Origin of the sequence: Streptomyces sp. NPDC050264 (assembly GCF_040655895.1) — a bacterium.
Classification (GTDB): domain Bacteria; phylum Actinomycetota; class Actinomycetes; order Streptomycetales; family Streptomycetaceae; genus Streptomyces.
On sequence record NZ_JBFAKV010000027.1, the window covers coordinates 27,302 to 42,267 of the forward strand.

Consider the following 14,966-nt stretch of genomic DNA (forward strand, 5'->3'; position numbering starts at 1 on the left):
TCACCCATGTCTGTCACCCCCGGCCGTACCGGGGTCCACGTGCCCCTCAGCCGCGACCAGGAACGGACCTGGTTCGTCGACCAGTTGAGCAGTTCCTCCTCCGACTACCTCATCCCGCTGCGCCTGCACTTCGCGGGCCCCCTCGACCGGGACGCGCTGCGCCGTGCGCTGCTCGCTCTGGTGACCCGGCACGAGGTGCTGCGCACCGGGGTGGTGGCGCGGGAGGCGGGGCCGGTGGGCGTGGTCCGTCCGCCGGAAGAGTTTCGGTTGCGGGAGACAGCGGCGGCGGACGCCTCCGCGCTGGAGGCCGCGCTGACGGCCGAGGCGGCGACGCCGCTGGACCTGGCCTGCGAACTGCCCCTGCGGGCCCTGCTGATCCGGCACGGCGAGCGTGAGCACACCCTCGTCCTCACCGTGCACCACGTCGCCGCGGACGACTGGTCCTGCGCTCTCCTCTTCGACGAACTGGCGGCGGACTACGCGGCGTTCACCGACGGGGCCCCCTCCCCCGTTCCCGCGCCCGAGGAGCCCTACCGTGCCGTGGCGGCGCGCCTGGACGGTGCCGCGGCCGAGGCGGCTGCCGAAAGCCTGGGCCACTGGCGGGAGGCGCTGGCCGATCTCACCGCGTTCGAGCTGCCCGTGGACCGGCCCCGGCCTGCCGTACGAGCGGGCCGGGGGGCGACCCGTACCGCGTTCGTGCTGCCGCCGGAGGTGGCGGGGCAGCTGGCCGGTCTGGCCCGTGCGGCGGGCGCCACGCCCGCGATGCTGCTGACCGCCGCCGTGCAGACCGTGCTGTACCGCTACACCGGGCGGCAGGACGTCACCACCGGCACCACCTATGCGCGGCGCGAGGACCCGGCGACCGAGCGGCTGATGGGGCTGCTCATCAACATGCTGCCGCTGCGCGGCCGGCCGGGTCCGCGGCTGACGTTCCGCCGGTTCGTCGAAGAGTTCCGGGACGTGTCGCTCGACGCGTTCGAGCACGCCGGCGTGCCTTTCGACCGGCTCGTGGAGGAGGCGGCCCCCGAGCGGGACCCGTCCCGCACCCCGCTGTTCCAGATCCTGGTCAACTTCCGCACCGGCCGCCGCCGTACACCGCGACTGCCGGAACTGACCGTGACCGAACTGCCGATGCCCTACCACGGCGCGAAGTACGACCTGTGCGTGAGCTTCGAGCAGGGAGACGCCGGAGTGTGGTGCGGCGTGAACTGGGACGTCGACCTGTACGACGACTCCACGGTCGAGCGGCTCGGGAACTGGCTGGAGCGGCTGCTGCGGCACGTCGCCGAGCATCCCGACACCCTCCTCGACGACATCCCCCTGGTGTCCGCGCCGGAGCGGGTGGCGCTGCTCGCCCTGGTCTCGCGTCCGACCGTGGACGTCCCCGCGGACACCCTGCACGGCCTGGTGTCCCGCCGGGCGGCCGCCCAACCCGACGCGCCCGCCCTGGTCGACGCCGACGGCGGTACGACGAGCTACGCGGAGCTGGAGGCGGCGGCCAACGCCGTCGCCCGGCGGCTGATCGGCCACGGCGTGGCACCGGATGTCCCGGTGGGCCTGCTGATCGACCGGTCGCCGGCGATGGTCACCGCCCTGCTCGGCATCCTCAAGGCGGGCGGCGCCTACCTGCCCATCGAGACCGCCACACCCCCTGCCCGGGTCGCCACCCTGCTCACGGACGCGGGCGCCCCGGTCTGCCTCACGTCGGGCGACGCCGGCCACGCCGCGACGGTCGCCGCCGCGGGCGCCGTGCCGCTCGCCGTGGACCCGCTGGAGCGGGCGGCGCCCCCGTCCGTGACCGTCCGTCCCGATCACCTGTGCGCGGTGTACTACACCTCCGGCTCCACCGGCCGGCCCAAGGGGGTGGCCTGCACCCACCGCGGCTGGGTCAACCGCATGGCGTGGATGCAGCGCAGGCACGGGCTACGGCCCGGCGAGATGGTCCTGCACAAGACGACCCTGCCCTTCGACGACGCCGCGGTGGAGCTCCTCTGGCCGCTGATCACCGGGGGCACGGTGGCGCTGCTGGCGCCCGGCCTGCACCGCGATCCGCGTGCCCTGGTCGACGCGGTCGTGCGCCACCGGGCCGTCCACGTCCAGTTCGTGCCCAGCGTCCTCGACCTCTTCCTGGAGGAACTCACCCCCGGCGACACCGCCGCGCTGCGCTCGACGCTGCGCAGCGTGCTGTCCAGCGGGGAAGCCCTGCGGCCGTCCCTCGTGAAGCGTTTCCGGGCCGCGTTCGGCGACGCGGTCAGCCTCGACAACACCTGGGGTGCCACGGAGGTGTCCATCGACTCCACCTTCCACGTCTGCACCTCCCGGGACACCCGTGGCGCCGACGCGGTCAGCCTGGGGCGACCCATGGACAACAACGAGGTACTGGTCCTCGACCACCGGCTGGCCCCGCTGCCGCCCGGTGTCCCCGGCGAGCTGTGCATCGCGGGGACGGGCCTGGCCCGCGGCTACCTGGGCGACCCGGCCAAGACCGCCGGCGCCTTCGTCCCGCACCCCTACCGGCCCGGGGAGCGCCTGTACCGGACCGGCGACCGCGGCCGGATGCACCCGGACGGCACGTTCACCTACCTGGAGCGGATGGACCGCCAGGTCAAGGTGCGCGGCGTACGGGTCGAACTGGGCGAGGTGGAGAGCGCGCTGCGGGAGCACCCCGGGGTCGCGGACGCCGCCGTGGTGACGCGCCGCGCCGCCTCCGGTGACCTGCGGCTGGCCGCGTACGCCGTCCTGGACGGGCCCGGGGTCCCCGTGCGTGCGCTGCGCGAGCACCTGTCGGCCCGGCTGCCCGGGTACGCGCTGCCCACCACGCTCACCGTGCTGTCCGCGCTGCCGCGCTCCGCCAGCGGCAAGCTCAGCCCCGCGCTGCTGCCCGACCCGGACCCCGCGGACCACGAGAGCGGCGAGCACGTCGCGCCCCGTGACGACACCGAGGAGGTCATCGCCGGCATCTGGGCCGACGTCCTCTCGGTGCCGCGCATCGGCGTCCTCGACGACTTCTTCTCCTTCGGCGGCCACTCGCTGATCGCCACCCGGGCCGTGAACCGGATGCGGCAGGTGTTCGACGTCCCGCTCCCGCTGAGCGTGATCTTCGAACGGCCGACCGTCGCCGGAACGGCCGAGTACATCCACGACCTGATCCTGGCCGAGATCGAGGCGATGTCGGAGGACGAGGCGCAAGGGCACCTCGCCGACGCCTCCACTTCGGCCACCCGCCCCGCGGACGACGAACGAGGTACGACGCGATGAAGACCCCTCTGCTGTACGAGGCGTTCCTTGAGCGCGCCCGGCGCTCCCCCGACGGCCCGGCTCTCCTGTGGCAGGGCGGCGACCTGTCCTACGAGGGCCTCGCCCACCGCTCCGCCGCGCTGGCCCGCCGGCTGCTCGCGGCGGGCGCGGGCCCGGGAACCCTGGTCGGGGTGTGCGTCAGCCGCGGCCCGGCGCTGCCCACGGCGCTGCTCGCCGTGGCGCGGGCCGGGGCCGCCTGGGTGCCGCTGGATCCGGCCTACCCGCAGGACCGGCTCGAGTACATGCTGCGCGACTCCGGGGTCGGCCTGGTGATCGCGGACGGGGCGGCGGCGCCCCGGCTGCCGGACGACGTGCGGGTGCTCGACCCGGACGCCGCCGGCGGGCCCGTCCCGGACGGTGCGCTGGACCGTGCGGGCCCGGGGGATCTCGCCTACGTCATCTACACGTCCGGCTCCACCGGCAGGCCCAAGGGTGTCCTGGTCGAGCACGGCAGTGTCGCCGCCACGGTCGCCGGGATGCGCGGCGCGTGGGAGGTGGGGCCCGGTGACCGGGTCCTGCAGTTCGCGTCCGCCAGCTTCGACGCCTGCGTACTGGAGACCGGGGTGGCCCTGACCGGCGGCGCGACGCTGGTCCTGGCCGACGCCGAGACCGTGCTGCCGGGCCCCGGCCTGGTGGAGCTGATGGACCGCCTGGAGGTGACCTTCACGCTGCTTCCGCCGTCGGTCGCGGCCGCGCTGCCGGACGCCGAACTGCCCGCGCTGCGCACCCTGGTGTGCGGCGGGGAGGCGCTGCCCGCCGAGGTCGTGGCCCGCTTCGGTGCGGGCCGCCGGGTGTTCAACGCGTACGGTCCGACGGAGATCTCCATCGTCGCCACCACCGGAGACGTCACCGGTTCCGCGACACCCGACATCGGGCGCCCGCTGCCGGGTGTGCACATCGACCTGCTGGGCGAGGACGGGCTGCCAGTCGCCCCGGGCGAGGTCGGCGAACTGGTCGTCTCCGGCGCCGGCGTGACGCGCGGCTACCTCGGCCGCCCCGCCCTGACCGCGGAGCGCTACGTTCCCGTCGCGGGCGGCCGTGCCTACCGCACCGGCGACCTGGCGCGCCGGCTCCCCGACGGCCGTTACCTCTACGTCGGGCGCGCCGACCACCAGGTCAAGATCCGGGGTTTCCGGGTGGAGCCGGGAGAGATCGCGGAGGTGCTGCGGGCGCACCCGTCCGTCTCCGACGCCGTCGTCGTCGCCCGGGACACCTCCCTCGTCGCTTATGTGGCCGCGCCCGGCGTCGCCGTGGACGCCGACGAGCTGCGGACGTGGTGCGCGCGCACCCTCCCGGCCCACATGGTCCCCTCCACCGTGGTACCGCTGTCCGCGCTGCCGCTGACGCCGAGCGGCAAGGTGGACCGTGAGGCTTTGCCGTCGCCGTACAAGTCGCGGGTGAGCCGGGGCGACGAACCGGTCACCGCGACCGAGCGGGCCGTCGCGGCGCTGATGGCGCAGCTGCTCGGCGGCACCCCGGTCGGCGCCACGGACAATTTCTTCCAACTCGGCGGACACTCCCTGCTGGTGGGGCGGCTGGCCGCGCGGATCCGTGCCGATCTCGGCGCGGACATCCCGCTCTCCCAGCTGTTCCGCCTGGTCACGCCGCGCCAGATCGGGGCGCTCGTGGACTCGGGCGCCCCCCTCGACGCGGGCACCGCCGTCCCCGCCCCGCCTCCGATGCGGCACGCCGACCGCTCCCGGCCGATCCCGCTGTCCTTCCCGCAGGAGCGGGTGTGGTTCCTGGAGCGGCTCTCGCCGAGCAACCAGGCCTACCGGATGCAGGCCACGCTCAGCCTGCGCGGGCCGCTGGACATGACCGCGCTCCAAGCCGCGCTGACCGAGCTGGTACGCCGCCACGAGATCCTGCGGACCGGGTTCCGCGAGGTCGACGGCAGGCCGGTGCAGTGCCCGGTGGGGATGGACGCCATCGACATCGAGGTGCCGCTGGTGGACCTCTCCGCGCTGTCCGAGGCGGACCGGGAGCGGGCGTGGCAGGAGCTGTCGGCGCGCGAGCAGGCCGAGCCGTTCGACCTGGAGAAGCCGCCGTTGGCCCGCTGGGTGGTGGCGCGGGACGCGCCGGACGTCCACCGGCTGATCCACATGGAACACCACCTGGTGCACGACGGCTGGTCGTTCGCGGTGTTCGTGGACGAACTCACGCGCCTGTATGCGGTCTTCGCCGAGGGCGCGGAGGCTCCCCCGGAGCCCCGTTTCCAGTTCGCCGACCTCGCGGCGTGGCAGCGGTCGTGGTTGGAAGGGCCTGTGATGGACCGCTATCTCGGCCACTGGGCGCAGGTCCTGGACGGTGCGCCGCCGGCGCTGGAACTGCCCACCGACCGGCCTCGCCCGCCCGAGTTCACCTTCCGCGGCGACATCGTGCGGGTGACCCTCGACCCCGACGAGTACCGCCGGCTGCGCGAGCGGGCCCGGGCGTTCGGGGTCACCCTCTACTCGACAATGCTCACCGCATTCGCGGTCCTGATGGCGCGCTACGCCGACCAGAAGGACTTCGTGCTGGGCGTGGGCGTGGCCAACCGCCGTCTCGCCGAGGCGGAGCGGCTGATCGGCATGATGGTCAACACGGTCCCGCTGCGGGTGCGCCTCGACGGCGATCCGACGTTCCGTCAGCTGCTGGACCAGGTCCACTCCACCGCGGTCGAGGGATACGCCTGGCAGGACGTGCCGTTGCAGCGGCTGGTCAAGGCGGTGGCACCCGCCCGTGATCTCTCCCGCAACCCCTTGTTCTCCGCGATGTTCAGCTTCCACGACTCCGCGGTGCCGGACCTCGACTTCGCCGGGTTGCGCGGGGAGGTGCAGATGGAGCACAACGGCTCCGCCAAGGCCGACCTGAACATCGTCGCCATCCCGCGGGCCGAGCAGCGGGTGGGCAAGCGCCCCAGCAGCGAGGACGACGCGCTGACGATCATCTGGGAGTACGCCAGCGATCTGTTCGACACCGACACCATGGAGAGCATGGTGCGCGCCTACCGGGATCTGCTGCGCGCCGCGCTCGACGCGCCGGACCTGCCCGTGTCGCGGTTCCCGCTCACGGGCGCGGCCCCGGCGAGCGCCGGTCCGGCCGGACCGGCCGCGGCCGACGTCCTCGGCCTGGTGGAGCGGCACCTCACCGAGCACCCGGACGCGCCGGCCCTGAGCGCGGGCACCGCCACTGTCAGCTACGCCGAGCTGGGCGCGCTCGCCGGGCGGTCCGCGCGGGAGCTGTCCCGGCTCGGGGCCGGGCCCGGACGGCCCGTCGCCGTGCGGCTGCCGGCCGGCGCACCCCTGGTGGCCGCCCTCTTGGCCGCCGCCCGTGCCGGCGCCCCGGCGCGGATACTCACTCCCGGGGACGCGCCCCGGCCGACGGAGATCCTGCTCACCGACCGCGGCGCCGAACCCGCGCCCGCCCCCGGCACAGGGGACGGCGACGACACCGTACTGGCCCTGGTGGGCGGCGCGGCGGTCACCCGGGCCGCGCTCGGCGGCGCCGTCGCCGCGCTCGACGCGCTGCAGTTCCGGGCCGGACCGGTGCTCCTGAGCGCCGAGGCGGACAGCTCTCTCTTCCTGCTCCAGATGTGGACCACCCTGGCCCGCGGCGGCACCCTCGTCGTCCCTGGGGCGCCGCCGCGCTCGGCCGGGGAGCTGGCCGCGCTGCTGACCGGACGGCACGAGCCGTTCGCCGCGCTGCTGCTGCCCGACACCACGCTCAACGCGCTGCTCGCACACCACCGCGACGCCCTCGTCCGGGGCACCGAGGCCGTCCTCGCCGTCGGCGCCGACCTGGATCCGAGCGCGCTGCGCGAACCCCTCGGAGTGCGCCTGGCCGGGGGGTTCGCCGCCGCGGGCATGCCGCTCGCGCTGTACCGGCCGCACGGTGCAGCCCCGGAACCGTCCGCGGCCGTCGTCCCGGTCGGCCACCCCGTGCCCGGTGTCGTGGCCGCCGTCCTCGACGGCAACGGCGAACCGCTGCCCGCCGGAGTCCTGGGCGAACTGCACCTCGCACAGGGCGGCTCGGCGGACCTCGCGCCCACCGGCCACCGGGCCCGGCAGACCGACGGCGGGTTCGAGATCCTCGGCCGCACCGGGAGCTGGCCGACCGTGTCGGGGTTCCGCGTGGCGCCCTGGGAGACCCGCACCCGGCTCACCGCCCATCACGGGATCGCCGAGGCGGCGGTCGTCGACGCCGACGGCGAACTCCATGCCTACCTCGTGCCGCTCAGCGGCTGCACCGTCCCGGACGGCGACGAACTCGTCGACTTCCTGTCCGAGTCGCTGCCCGACTACCAGATCCCCGCCCGCTTCGTGGCGGTTCCCGCGCTGCCCGCGCCGGCGCCGGGCCGCGCGTGAGCGCTCCGGCGCACCTCCCACCAACCCCGAGGGAAGCCATGCTGCACGACATGTCCACAAGCCCGGCCGGAACGGCGGTCCGCAGCCGGGGAGCCCACCGCAGCGTCGGCCACCATGGAGAGATCCTCCAGGGCGTCTTCGAGCACGGGGGACGCCTGCGCCGCGCCCTGATCACCCTGCCCTGCCCCCTCTACGAGTCCCACGCCGTCTTCGAACCGGCGGACAGCACCGGGATCACCCTGGCCGACCCGTGGCGGACCAAGGCCCGGCGGGCCGCCGAGCTGACGCTGCGCTCCCTCGGCGGCGTACCCGCCGGCGGCACCCTGACACTGACCAGCAACATCCCGCCCAGCCGCGGTTTCGGCTCGTCCACCGCGGACGTCGTCGCGACCATCGGCGCGGTCCACGATGCCGCCGGACGGCGTCCGGGCCCCGCGCGGTACGCCGCACTCGCCGTCGCCGCCGAGACCGCCTCCGACGCCCTGATGTACGCCCACCGGACGGTGCTGTTCGCACACCGGGAGGGCACGGTCGTCGAGGACATGGGCGGCCCGCTGATGCCGCTGACGGTGGTCGGCTTCGGCACCAGCGCGCACGGCCTGGGCACCGACACCCTCGTGCTGGCGCCCGCCCGCTATTCGGTGTGGGAGATCCAGGCGTTCCGGCCGCTGCTGGGCTCGCTCCGCCGTGCCCTGCGGACCGGGGACGTCGCCCTGCTCGGCCGGGTGGCGACGGCCAGTGCCCTCATCAACCAGCGCCATCTGCCGGTGCCCGGCTTCTCGGACCTGCTGGCGGTCGCGGAGGCGGCGGGCGCGGCCGGGCTCCAGGTCGCGCACAGCGGGGACGTGGCCGGGCTGCTCTTCGATCCCGCAGCGCCCGACCTCACCGCCCGCACGGACCAGGCCCGCAAGCGACTGGCCGATCTCGGCATCGACAACACCTGGGCCTTCACCACGCCATGAGCCCCTGCCCCGCCTTCCCGGCCAGCCCGTCGAGGGCTCCTGCCCCGGCCCCCACCCCGCACCACGACATCACCAGAACGGAGAGCATGCGAGCCCTCACCCTGCCCTCGGCCAGTGCCTCGGTCGTCGACGCGACCGTCCTGCCGCGGCTCATACGGATCGGCCCCAACTTGTGCGTGGCCGCGTTCACCCTGATGAAACTGCTCCCCGCCCGCTTCATGATCGACCGCGCCGAGCAGCGCGGCGACCTCACCCCCGGCACCACGGTCCTGGAGACCTCCTCCGGCACCTTCGCCCTGGGTCTCGCCATGGTGTGCCGGCTGCGGGGCTACCCGCTGGTCATCGTCGGCGACCCGGCCATCGACCCGGCGCTGCGCCGCAGGCTCGGCGCGCTGGGCGCACGGGTCGAGATCTGTGCCGAGCCGAGCCCCGAGGGGGGCTTCCAGCGGGCCCGCCTGGACCGGCTGGAGGAACTGCGGTCCGTCTACCCCGACCACTACGTTCCCGGCCAGTACCACAACCCCGACAACCCGCACGCCTACGCCCCGGTCGCCGAGCAGATAGCGGAGACCGTGGGGGCGGTGGACTGCCTGGTCGGTCCGGTCGGCTCCGGCGGATCGACCGGGGGCACCGCCGCCTTTCTGCGGCTGCTCCAGCCGCAGATGCGCCTGATCGGCGTGGACACCTCGCCCAGCACCATCTTCGGCCAGGACGACGGGCCGCGGGCGGTGCGCGGGCTCGGCAACAGCCTCGTACCGCCCAACGTCAGCCACGACGCCTACGACGAGGTGCACTGGGCGGGGCCGGCGGAGGTCTTCGGGGCCACCCGTGAACTGCACGCCCGGCACGCCCTGTACATGGGCCCGACCAGCGGCGCGTCCTTCCTCGTCGCCCGCTGGTACGCCGAACGCCACCCCGACGCACAGGTGGTCGCGTTCCTGCCGGACGAGGGGCACCGCTACCAGGAGACGGTCCACCAGGACGAGTGGCTGGCGGAGCGCGGCCTGTTGACAGGGCCCCGGGACGCCGTCCCCCGCGTCGTCACCGACCCCCGTGACGCCGTCGGCGGCTGGGCGCGCATGGCGTGGCGCCGCCGCTCGCTCGACGAGGCCCTGCGGGACGCCCGCGGCCACTTGGTGCGGGAGGAGCGATGACCGAGCCGTACCTGCTGCTCGTGGAGTCCAACACCTCCGGCACCGGCCCGCTGTTCGCGCGGCGCGCCCGGGACCTCGGGGTGCGGCCGGTCCTGCTGGCCGAGGACCCCGGCCGCTACGCCTACGCGCGCGCCGACGACATCACCGTGGTCGAGGCCGACACCTCGGCCGCCGGGCCGGTCCTGGCGGCGGTCGACGCGCTCGGCGCCGGTCCGCCGGCCGGGGTGACCACGAGTTCCGACTACTTCGTGCCCGTGGCCGCCGAGATCGCGCACCTTCTCGGCCTGCCGGGTCCCGACCCCGCCGCCACGGTCCGCTGCCGTCACAAGGGGCGCCAGCACGCGGCGCTCGCCGCGGCCGGCGTGCCGGTGGCCGCGCAGACCTGGGCGACCGACGCGGTCACGGCCGCGGACGCCGTACGGCGTCTCGGCGCGCCGGCGATCCTCAAACCGGCCGACGGCTCCGGCAGTACGGGGGTGCGGCTGTGCGCCGGTGCCGGGGACGCCGACCGACACGCCGCGCTCCTGCTGGCCCGCACCCACAACGAGCGGGGCATCCCGACCGTGCCCGGGCTGCTGATCGAGGAGTACGTGGACGGGCCGGAGTTCTCCGTCGAGGTGTTCGGCCGCACACCGGTGGCCGTCGTGGGTAAACACCTGGGCGCCGCCCCGTACTTCGTGGAGAGCGGTCACGACGTGCCCGCCGCCGTGCCCACCGGTACGGCACGGCTCCTCGCCGACACGGCCGTGGCCGCGGTCGAGGCGCTCGGCCTCGGGCACGGAGCGGCCCACGTCGAACTGCGGCTGGCCGCCCGGGGCCCGGTGGTGATCGAGGTCAACCCGCGCCTGGCGGGCGGCATGATCCCCGAACTGGTGCGGGCCGCTCTCGGGATCGACCTGGTGGCGGCGCAGGTCGGCGCCGCCCTCGGTGACCTCCCCGACCTGAAGCCCCGCTCCGCGCGGCACGCCTCGCTGCGTTTCCTCGTCGTCGAGGAGCCCTCGGTGCTGGAGGAGGTCCCGGTGCCGGCGGAGCCCTCGGTGCTGGAGGAGCCGCCTGCCGACCCCTCCACGGCGTCTCCGTACGTCACCACCAGTGTGCTCACCGCACGCCGGGGCGTTTCGCTCGTGCCGCGGCACGACCACCGCGACCGGGTCGGCCACGCCGTCGCCACCGCCCCCGACGGCCCGTCCGCCGCGCGGGCCGCGGACGGGGCGCTGGACCTGCTGCGCGCCCGCCTGCACATCCGATCCGCCCCGAGGAGCACCGTATGACCGTCACCGCCACCGGACGTCTGACCTCCGCCGTGACCCCGGCCGCGGCGGACATCCTCTTCGACCGGCACCTGCGGCTGCCCCCGGACCCGGTGGCCGCCGAACTGCGGCCCACCAGTGAGGTCGACCGCGCCCACGTCGTGATGCTCGCCGAACAGGGCGTCATCCGGCGCGAGACAGCCGCCCGGCTGCTGGCCGGCGTCAAGGAGCTGCGCGCCCGGGACTTCGGCCCGCTGCGGCACCTGCCGGCGCCGCGCGGCCGCTACCTCGCCTACGAGGGGTACCTCGTGGACGTGCTGGGCGAGGAGACGGGCGGCGTCCTGCACAGCGGTCGCTCCCGCAACGACCTCAACGCCACCGTCCTGCGGCTGCGGTTGCGCCGCCCCTACGACCGTCTGCTCACCGAGACCGACGCGCTGGGCCGGGTCCTGACGGAGCGAGGACGCCGCTGGCGCACCACCGTCATGCCCGCGTACACCCATCACCAGCCCGCCGTCCCCATCACCTACGGCCACTACCTCGCCGGAGTCGCCGCCGCCCTCGTACGCGACCTGCAACAGCTGGAGGACGCGGGCCGGGAACTCGACGAGAACCCGCTCGGTGCGGGGGCCACCGGCGGGACCACGCTGCCCGTCGACCCGGCGCGCACCACGGAGCTGCTGGGTTTCACCGCGCCTCTCACCAACTCCCTGCACGCGGTGGCGTCCCGGGACGTGGTGCTGCGCCTGCTGGCCGCGTGCACCGTCCTCGGGGTGCTGCTGACCCGCACCGCCCATGACCTGCAGTCCTGGACCAGTGCCGAGAACCCGCTGCTCGTCCTGCCCGACGACCTGGTCGGCAGCAGCTCGATGATGCCGCAGAAGCGCAATCCGTTCCTGCTGGAGAACGTCCAGGGCAAGGCGGCGCACGCGCTGGGCGCGCTCACCGCGGCGACCACGGCCATGTCGACGGCGCGGTTCACCAACGCCATCGCCGTGGGCACCGAGGCGGTCGACCACGTGTGGCCCGCCCTGGAGGCCACCACGGACGCGGTGGTCCTGTTGCGGCTGATGGTCGAGGGCGCCGCGCCCGACCCGGACCTCATGCTGCGGCGCGCCGCGGACGGGCACACCGCCGCGACCGCGCTCGCCGAGCGGCTGGTCGTGGCGGGGGTGCCGTTCCGCACCGCCCACCACATGGTGGGTGCGATCAGCGGTACGGCGCTCGCCACCGGCCGCGCCTTCGAGGCCGTGGCAGCCGAACAGCTCGGTGAGCGTTTTCGCGCCCTGCTCGACGCCCTGGACCCCGCGTCAGTGGCCGCCGCCGCGGACGCGGGCGGCGGCCCCGCCCCCGCTTCCGTGAGCGCCGCCCTCGACGACGCCGAGGGCCGGCTCGACCGGTTCGCCGTCGCTGCCGAGGCCCGCAGGAGCCGCTGGACGTCCGCCGCACGCGCGCTCGACGCCGCCGTGTCCGCCCTGATCCGCCGACCGTGAGGAAGCCCTCTGATGAGCCATGTCGTAGAACTGCGCAGCGACACCTTCACCCTGCCCACCCCCCGGATGCTCGAAGCCGCGGCGGCAGCGCCTCTTGGCGACGACGTCTACGGTGAGGATCCGACCGTCACCGAACTCGAGTCGCTGTCCGCCAAGTTGCTGGGCAAACCGGCCGGCTGCCTGATGCCCAGCGGCACCATGGCCAACCTCGCCGCTCTGCTGACCCACAGCCCGCGCGGCGGCAAGGCCGTCGTCGGTTCCGAGTCCGACCTCTACGTCTACGAGGCGGGCGGCGCTTCGGTGTTCGGCGGCATCGTCTACGAGCCCCTCACGGCAGACCCGGACGGCACCCTCCCCCTGGCGGCGGTCGCGGAAGCGTTCGAGGTGGACCGGGAGGACCCCCAGTTCGCGCTGCCCGCCGTGCTCTGCCTGGAGACACCGCACAACCGTCTCGGCGGCGTGCCCCTCGATCCCGGCTACCTCGCGGCGGCCGGTGCCCTCGCTCACGATCACGGCGTTGCCCTGCACCTGGACGGGGCGCGTGTCTTCAATGCGGCTCTTGCCCTCGGCGTCCCGGCAGCCGACCTCGCATCGTCCGCGGACACCGTCCAGTTCTGCCTGTCGAAGGGGCTGTCCGCGCCCGTCGGGTCGGTGCTCGTCGGGGACGAGCAGTCCATAGCCACCGCCCGCCGGTACCGCAAGATGCTCGGCGGGGGTATGCGGCAGGCGGGCCTGATCGCCGCGTGCGGCATCATCGCGCTGACCGAGATGACCGACCGTCTCGCCGACGACCACGCGCACGCCGGCCGGCTGGCCGACGGCCTCCGGGACGTCCCCGGCCTGTTGCTCGACCCGCAGCCCCCGCGCACCAACATGGTGTTCTTCACTGTGGACCCCGACAGCACCCCGCACACGACGGAGAGCCTCATCGAGGCGGCGCGGGCCCGCGGGGTGCACCTCGCGGAGCTGGGGCGGGGCCGCGTCCGCGCGGTCACCCACCGCGGGGTCACGGCGGCCGACGTCGACCGGGCCGTCACGGTGCTCACCGAGGTCATGGCCGACACGACCGCCGCGCCCGGGCCCCGGGAGTGAGCGGCGGCCCGGTCACCGTGCCCGCGGCCCCGGCCGGCTCGCTGCGCGACGGGCACGCCTTCCACCTGTTCTGGGCGGCGGAGTCGGTCAGCCAGTTCGGTACGTACATCGGCAACACGCTGCTCCCGCTGCTGGCCGCCACCGCGCTGGCGGCGACCCCGCTGGAGATGGGCCTGCTCAGCGCCGCGGAGACCACGGGCTACCTGCTGATCGGCCTTCCGGCCGGGGTGTGGGTGGCCCGGGCCCGGCAGCGGCGGCTGATGCGGCGCGCCTCCGCCGGGCGGGCGCTGCTGCTGTGCACGCTCCCGGCGGCTTGGTGGGGCGGGCTGCTGACGGTGACCCAGCTGATCGTGGTGGCCTTGCTGTGCGGGGTCCTCGCCGTCCTCTTCGACGTCGCGTACCAGTCCCATCTGCCCGCTCTCGTCGCCCGCGAGGGACTGGTGCGGGGCAACGCGCGCCTGCAGTCCAGCCAGTCCCTCGCCCAGATCGCCGGGCCCGGTGTGGGCGGTGCGCTGGCGCAGCTCGCCGGGCCCGCCTACCCGGTGCTGGCGACGGCGCTCGGCTATCTGGCGTCCTGCGCGCTGCTGCGGCGCGTGCGGGAACCGGACCCGGCGGGGGCGGCGGGCGGGGCGGGCGGGGCGCTGTTCGCCGAGATCGGCGCGGGCCTGCGCTTCCTGGGCCGCGACCGGACCTTGCTGGCCATCACCGGCTGCACCGCGACAGCGAACTTCTTCGCCGGTGTGCTCAGCGCCGTCCAGGTCCTCTTCCTGACCCAGGTGCTGGGCCTGACCGGTTCCGTCGTCGGGGCGGTCCTGGCCGTGCTGGGCCTGGGCGGTGTGCTGGGAGCGCTGTCGGCGTACCGGGTGGTCCGCCGGATCGGTCAGGCGCGGGCGGTGTGGCTGGTTCCGTCGGTGACCTTCCCCGCGCTGCTGCTGGTACCGCTCGCGGGGCGGGGCCCGCTGCTCGCGCCGGCGCTGCTCGGCCTGTTCGTCATGGGGTACGGCGTCGTCGTCTACAACGTCGCCCAGGTCAGCTACCGCCAAGCGGTGTGCCCCGAGGCGATGCTGGCCAGGGTGAACGCCACGGTCCGCTTCGTCGGCTTCGGCGCGATGACCGTGGGCGCACTGACCGGGGGTGTCCTCGGCACGTCCCTGGGCATTCGCGCCACCTTGTGGGCAGCGGCCTGCGGCAGTTGCCTGGCCGCCGTGTGGGTGGTGTGCTCCCCGCTGCGCGGCATGCGCGAGTTCGCTGCCGCGGGGGAACGGGAGTTCGCCTCCGGGCAGGGGTGAACGGCACGCGGCTCACCCGCCGCAGACCCGAGCGCGGCGGCCGGGGCGCCGCCGACGCGAGGGGGGGGCCCCGGGCCCGGGCC

8 protein-coding genes are annotated in these 14,966 nt (G+C 74.9%); all 8 read left to right on the plus strand.

The annotated features are described in order from the left end of the window. Positions 1-6: 6 nt before the first annotated feature. The 8 genes from AB0J02_RS35540 to AB0J02_RS35575 all read left to right on the plus strand — a co-directional run bounded on the left by AB0J02_RS35540 (position 7) and on the right by AB0J02_RS35575 (position 14,883). Positions 7-3,258 (plus strand): amino acid adenylation domain-containing protein, encoded by a 3,252-nt coding sequence (locus AB0J02_RS35540; RefSeq protein ID WP_363197974.1) that lies wholly within the window; start codon positions 7-9, stop codon positions 3,256-3,258. Beyond that, entirely contained in the window at positions 3,255-7,643 is a 4,389-nt protein-coding gene (locus tag AB0J02_RS35545) for an amino acid adenylation domain-containing protein (RefSeq protein ID WP_363197975.1), read from the plus strand. Before AB0J02_RS35540 ends, AB0J02_RS35545 begins: the two co-directional genes overlap by 4 nt. Positions 7,644-7,693: 50 nt before the next feature. Next, positions 7,694-8,605 (plus strand): hypothetical protein, encoded by a 912-nt coding sequence (locus AB0J02_RS35550; RefSeq protein ID WP_363197976.1) that lies wholly within the window; start codon positions 7,694-7,696, stop codon positions 8,603-8,605. Positions 8,606-8,691: 86 nt separating this feature from the next. After that, positions 8,692-9,759 (plus strand): pyridoxal-phosphate dependent enzyme, encoded by a 1,068-nt coding sequence (locus AB0J02_RS35555; protein WP_363197977.1) that lies wholly within the window; start codon positions 8,692-8,694, stop codon positions 9,757-9,759. Beyond that, positions 9,756-11,030, plus strand: coding sequence for an ATP-grasp domain-containing protein (locus AB0J02_RS35560; protein ID WP_363197978.1), 1,275 nt, complete (start codon positions 9,756-9,758; stop codon positions 11,028-11,030). Before AB0J02_RS35555 ends, AB0J02_RS35560 begins: the two co-directional genes overlap by 4 nt. Next, positions 11,027-12,502, plus strand: coding sequence for an argininosuccinate lyase (gene argH / locus AB0J02_RS35565; RefSeq protein WP_363197979.1), 1,476 nt, complete (start codon positions 11,027-11,029; stop codon positions 12,500-12,502). Before AB0J02_RS35560 ends, argH begins: the two co-directional genes overlap by 4 nt. Before the next feature lie 12 nt (positions 12,503-12,514). Further along, a complete protein-coding gene (locus AB0J02_RS35570; protein WP_363197980.1) occupies positions 12,515-13,594 on the plus strand; it encodes a GntG family PLP-dependent aldolase in 1,080 nt (359 codons plus the stop codon). Beyond that, entirely contained in the window at positions 13,591-14,883 is a 1,293-nt protein-coding gene (locus AB0J02_RS35575) for an MFS transporter (RefSeq protein ID WP_363197981.1), read from the plus strand. The genes AB0J02_RS35570 and AB0J02_RS35575 overlap by 4 nt, the downstream gene beginning before the upstream one ends. Positions 14,884-14,966 lie beyond the last annotated feature (83 nt).

Coding starts and splice junctions, on each gene's coding strand:
- AB0J02_RS35550 (WP_363197976.1), top strand. CDS start 7,694: ATGTCCACAAGCCCGGCCGGAACGGCGGTCCGCAGCCGGGGAGCCCAC.
- AB0J02_RS35570 (WP_363197980.1), top strand. CDS start 12,515: ATGAGCCATGTCGTAGAACTGCGCAGCGACACCTTCACCCTGCCCACC.
- AB0J02_RS35545 (WP_363197975.1), top strand. CDS start 3,255: ATGAAGACCCCTCTGCTGTACGAGGCGTTCCTTGAGCGCGCCCGGCGC.
- AB0J02_RS35540 (WP_363197974.1), top strand. CDS start 7: ATGTCTGTCACCCCCGGCCGTACCGGGGTCCACGTGCCCCTCAGCCGC.
- AB0J02_RS35560 (WP_363197978.1), top strand. CDS start 9,756: ATGACCGAGCCGTACCTGCTGCTCGTGGAGTCCAACACCTCCGGCACC.
- AB0J02_RS35555 (WP_363197977.1), top strand. CDS start 8,692: ATGCGAGCCCTCACCCTGCCCTCGGCCAGTGCCTCGGTCGTCGACGCG.
- argH (WP_363197979.1), top strand. CDS start 11,027: ATGACCGTCACCGCCACCGGACGTCTGACCTCCGCCGTGACCCCGGCC.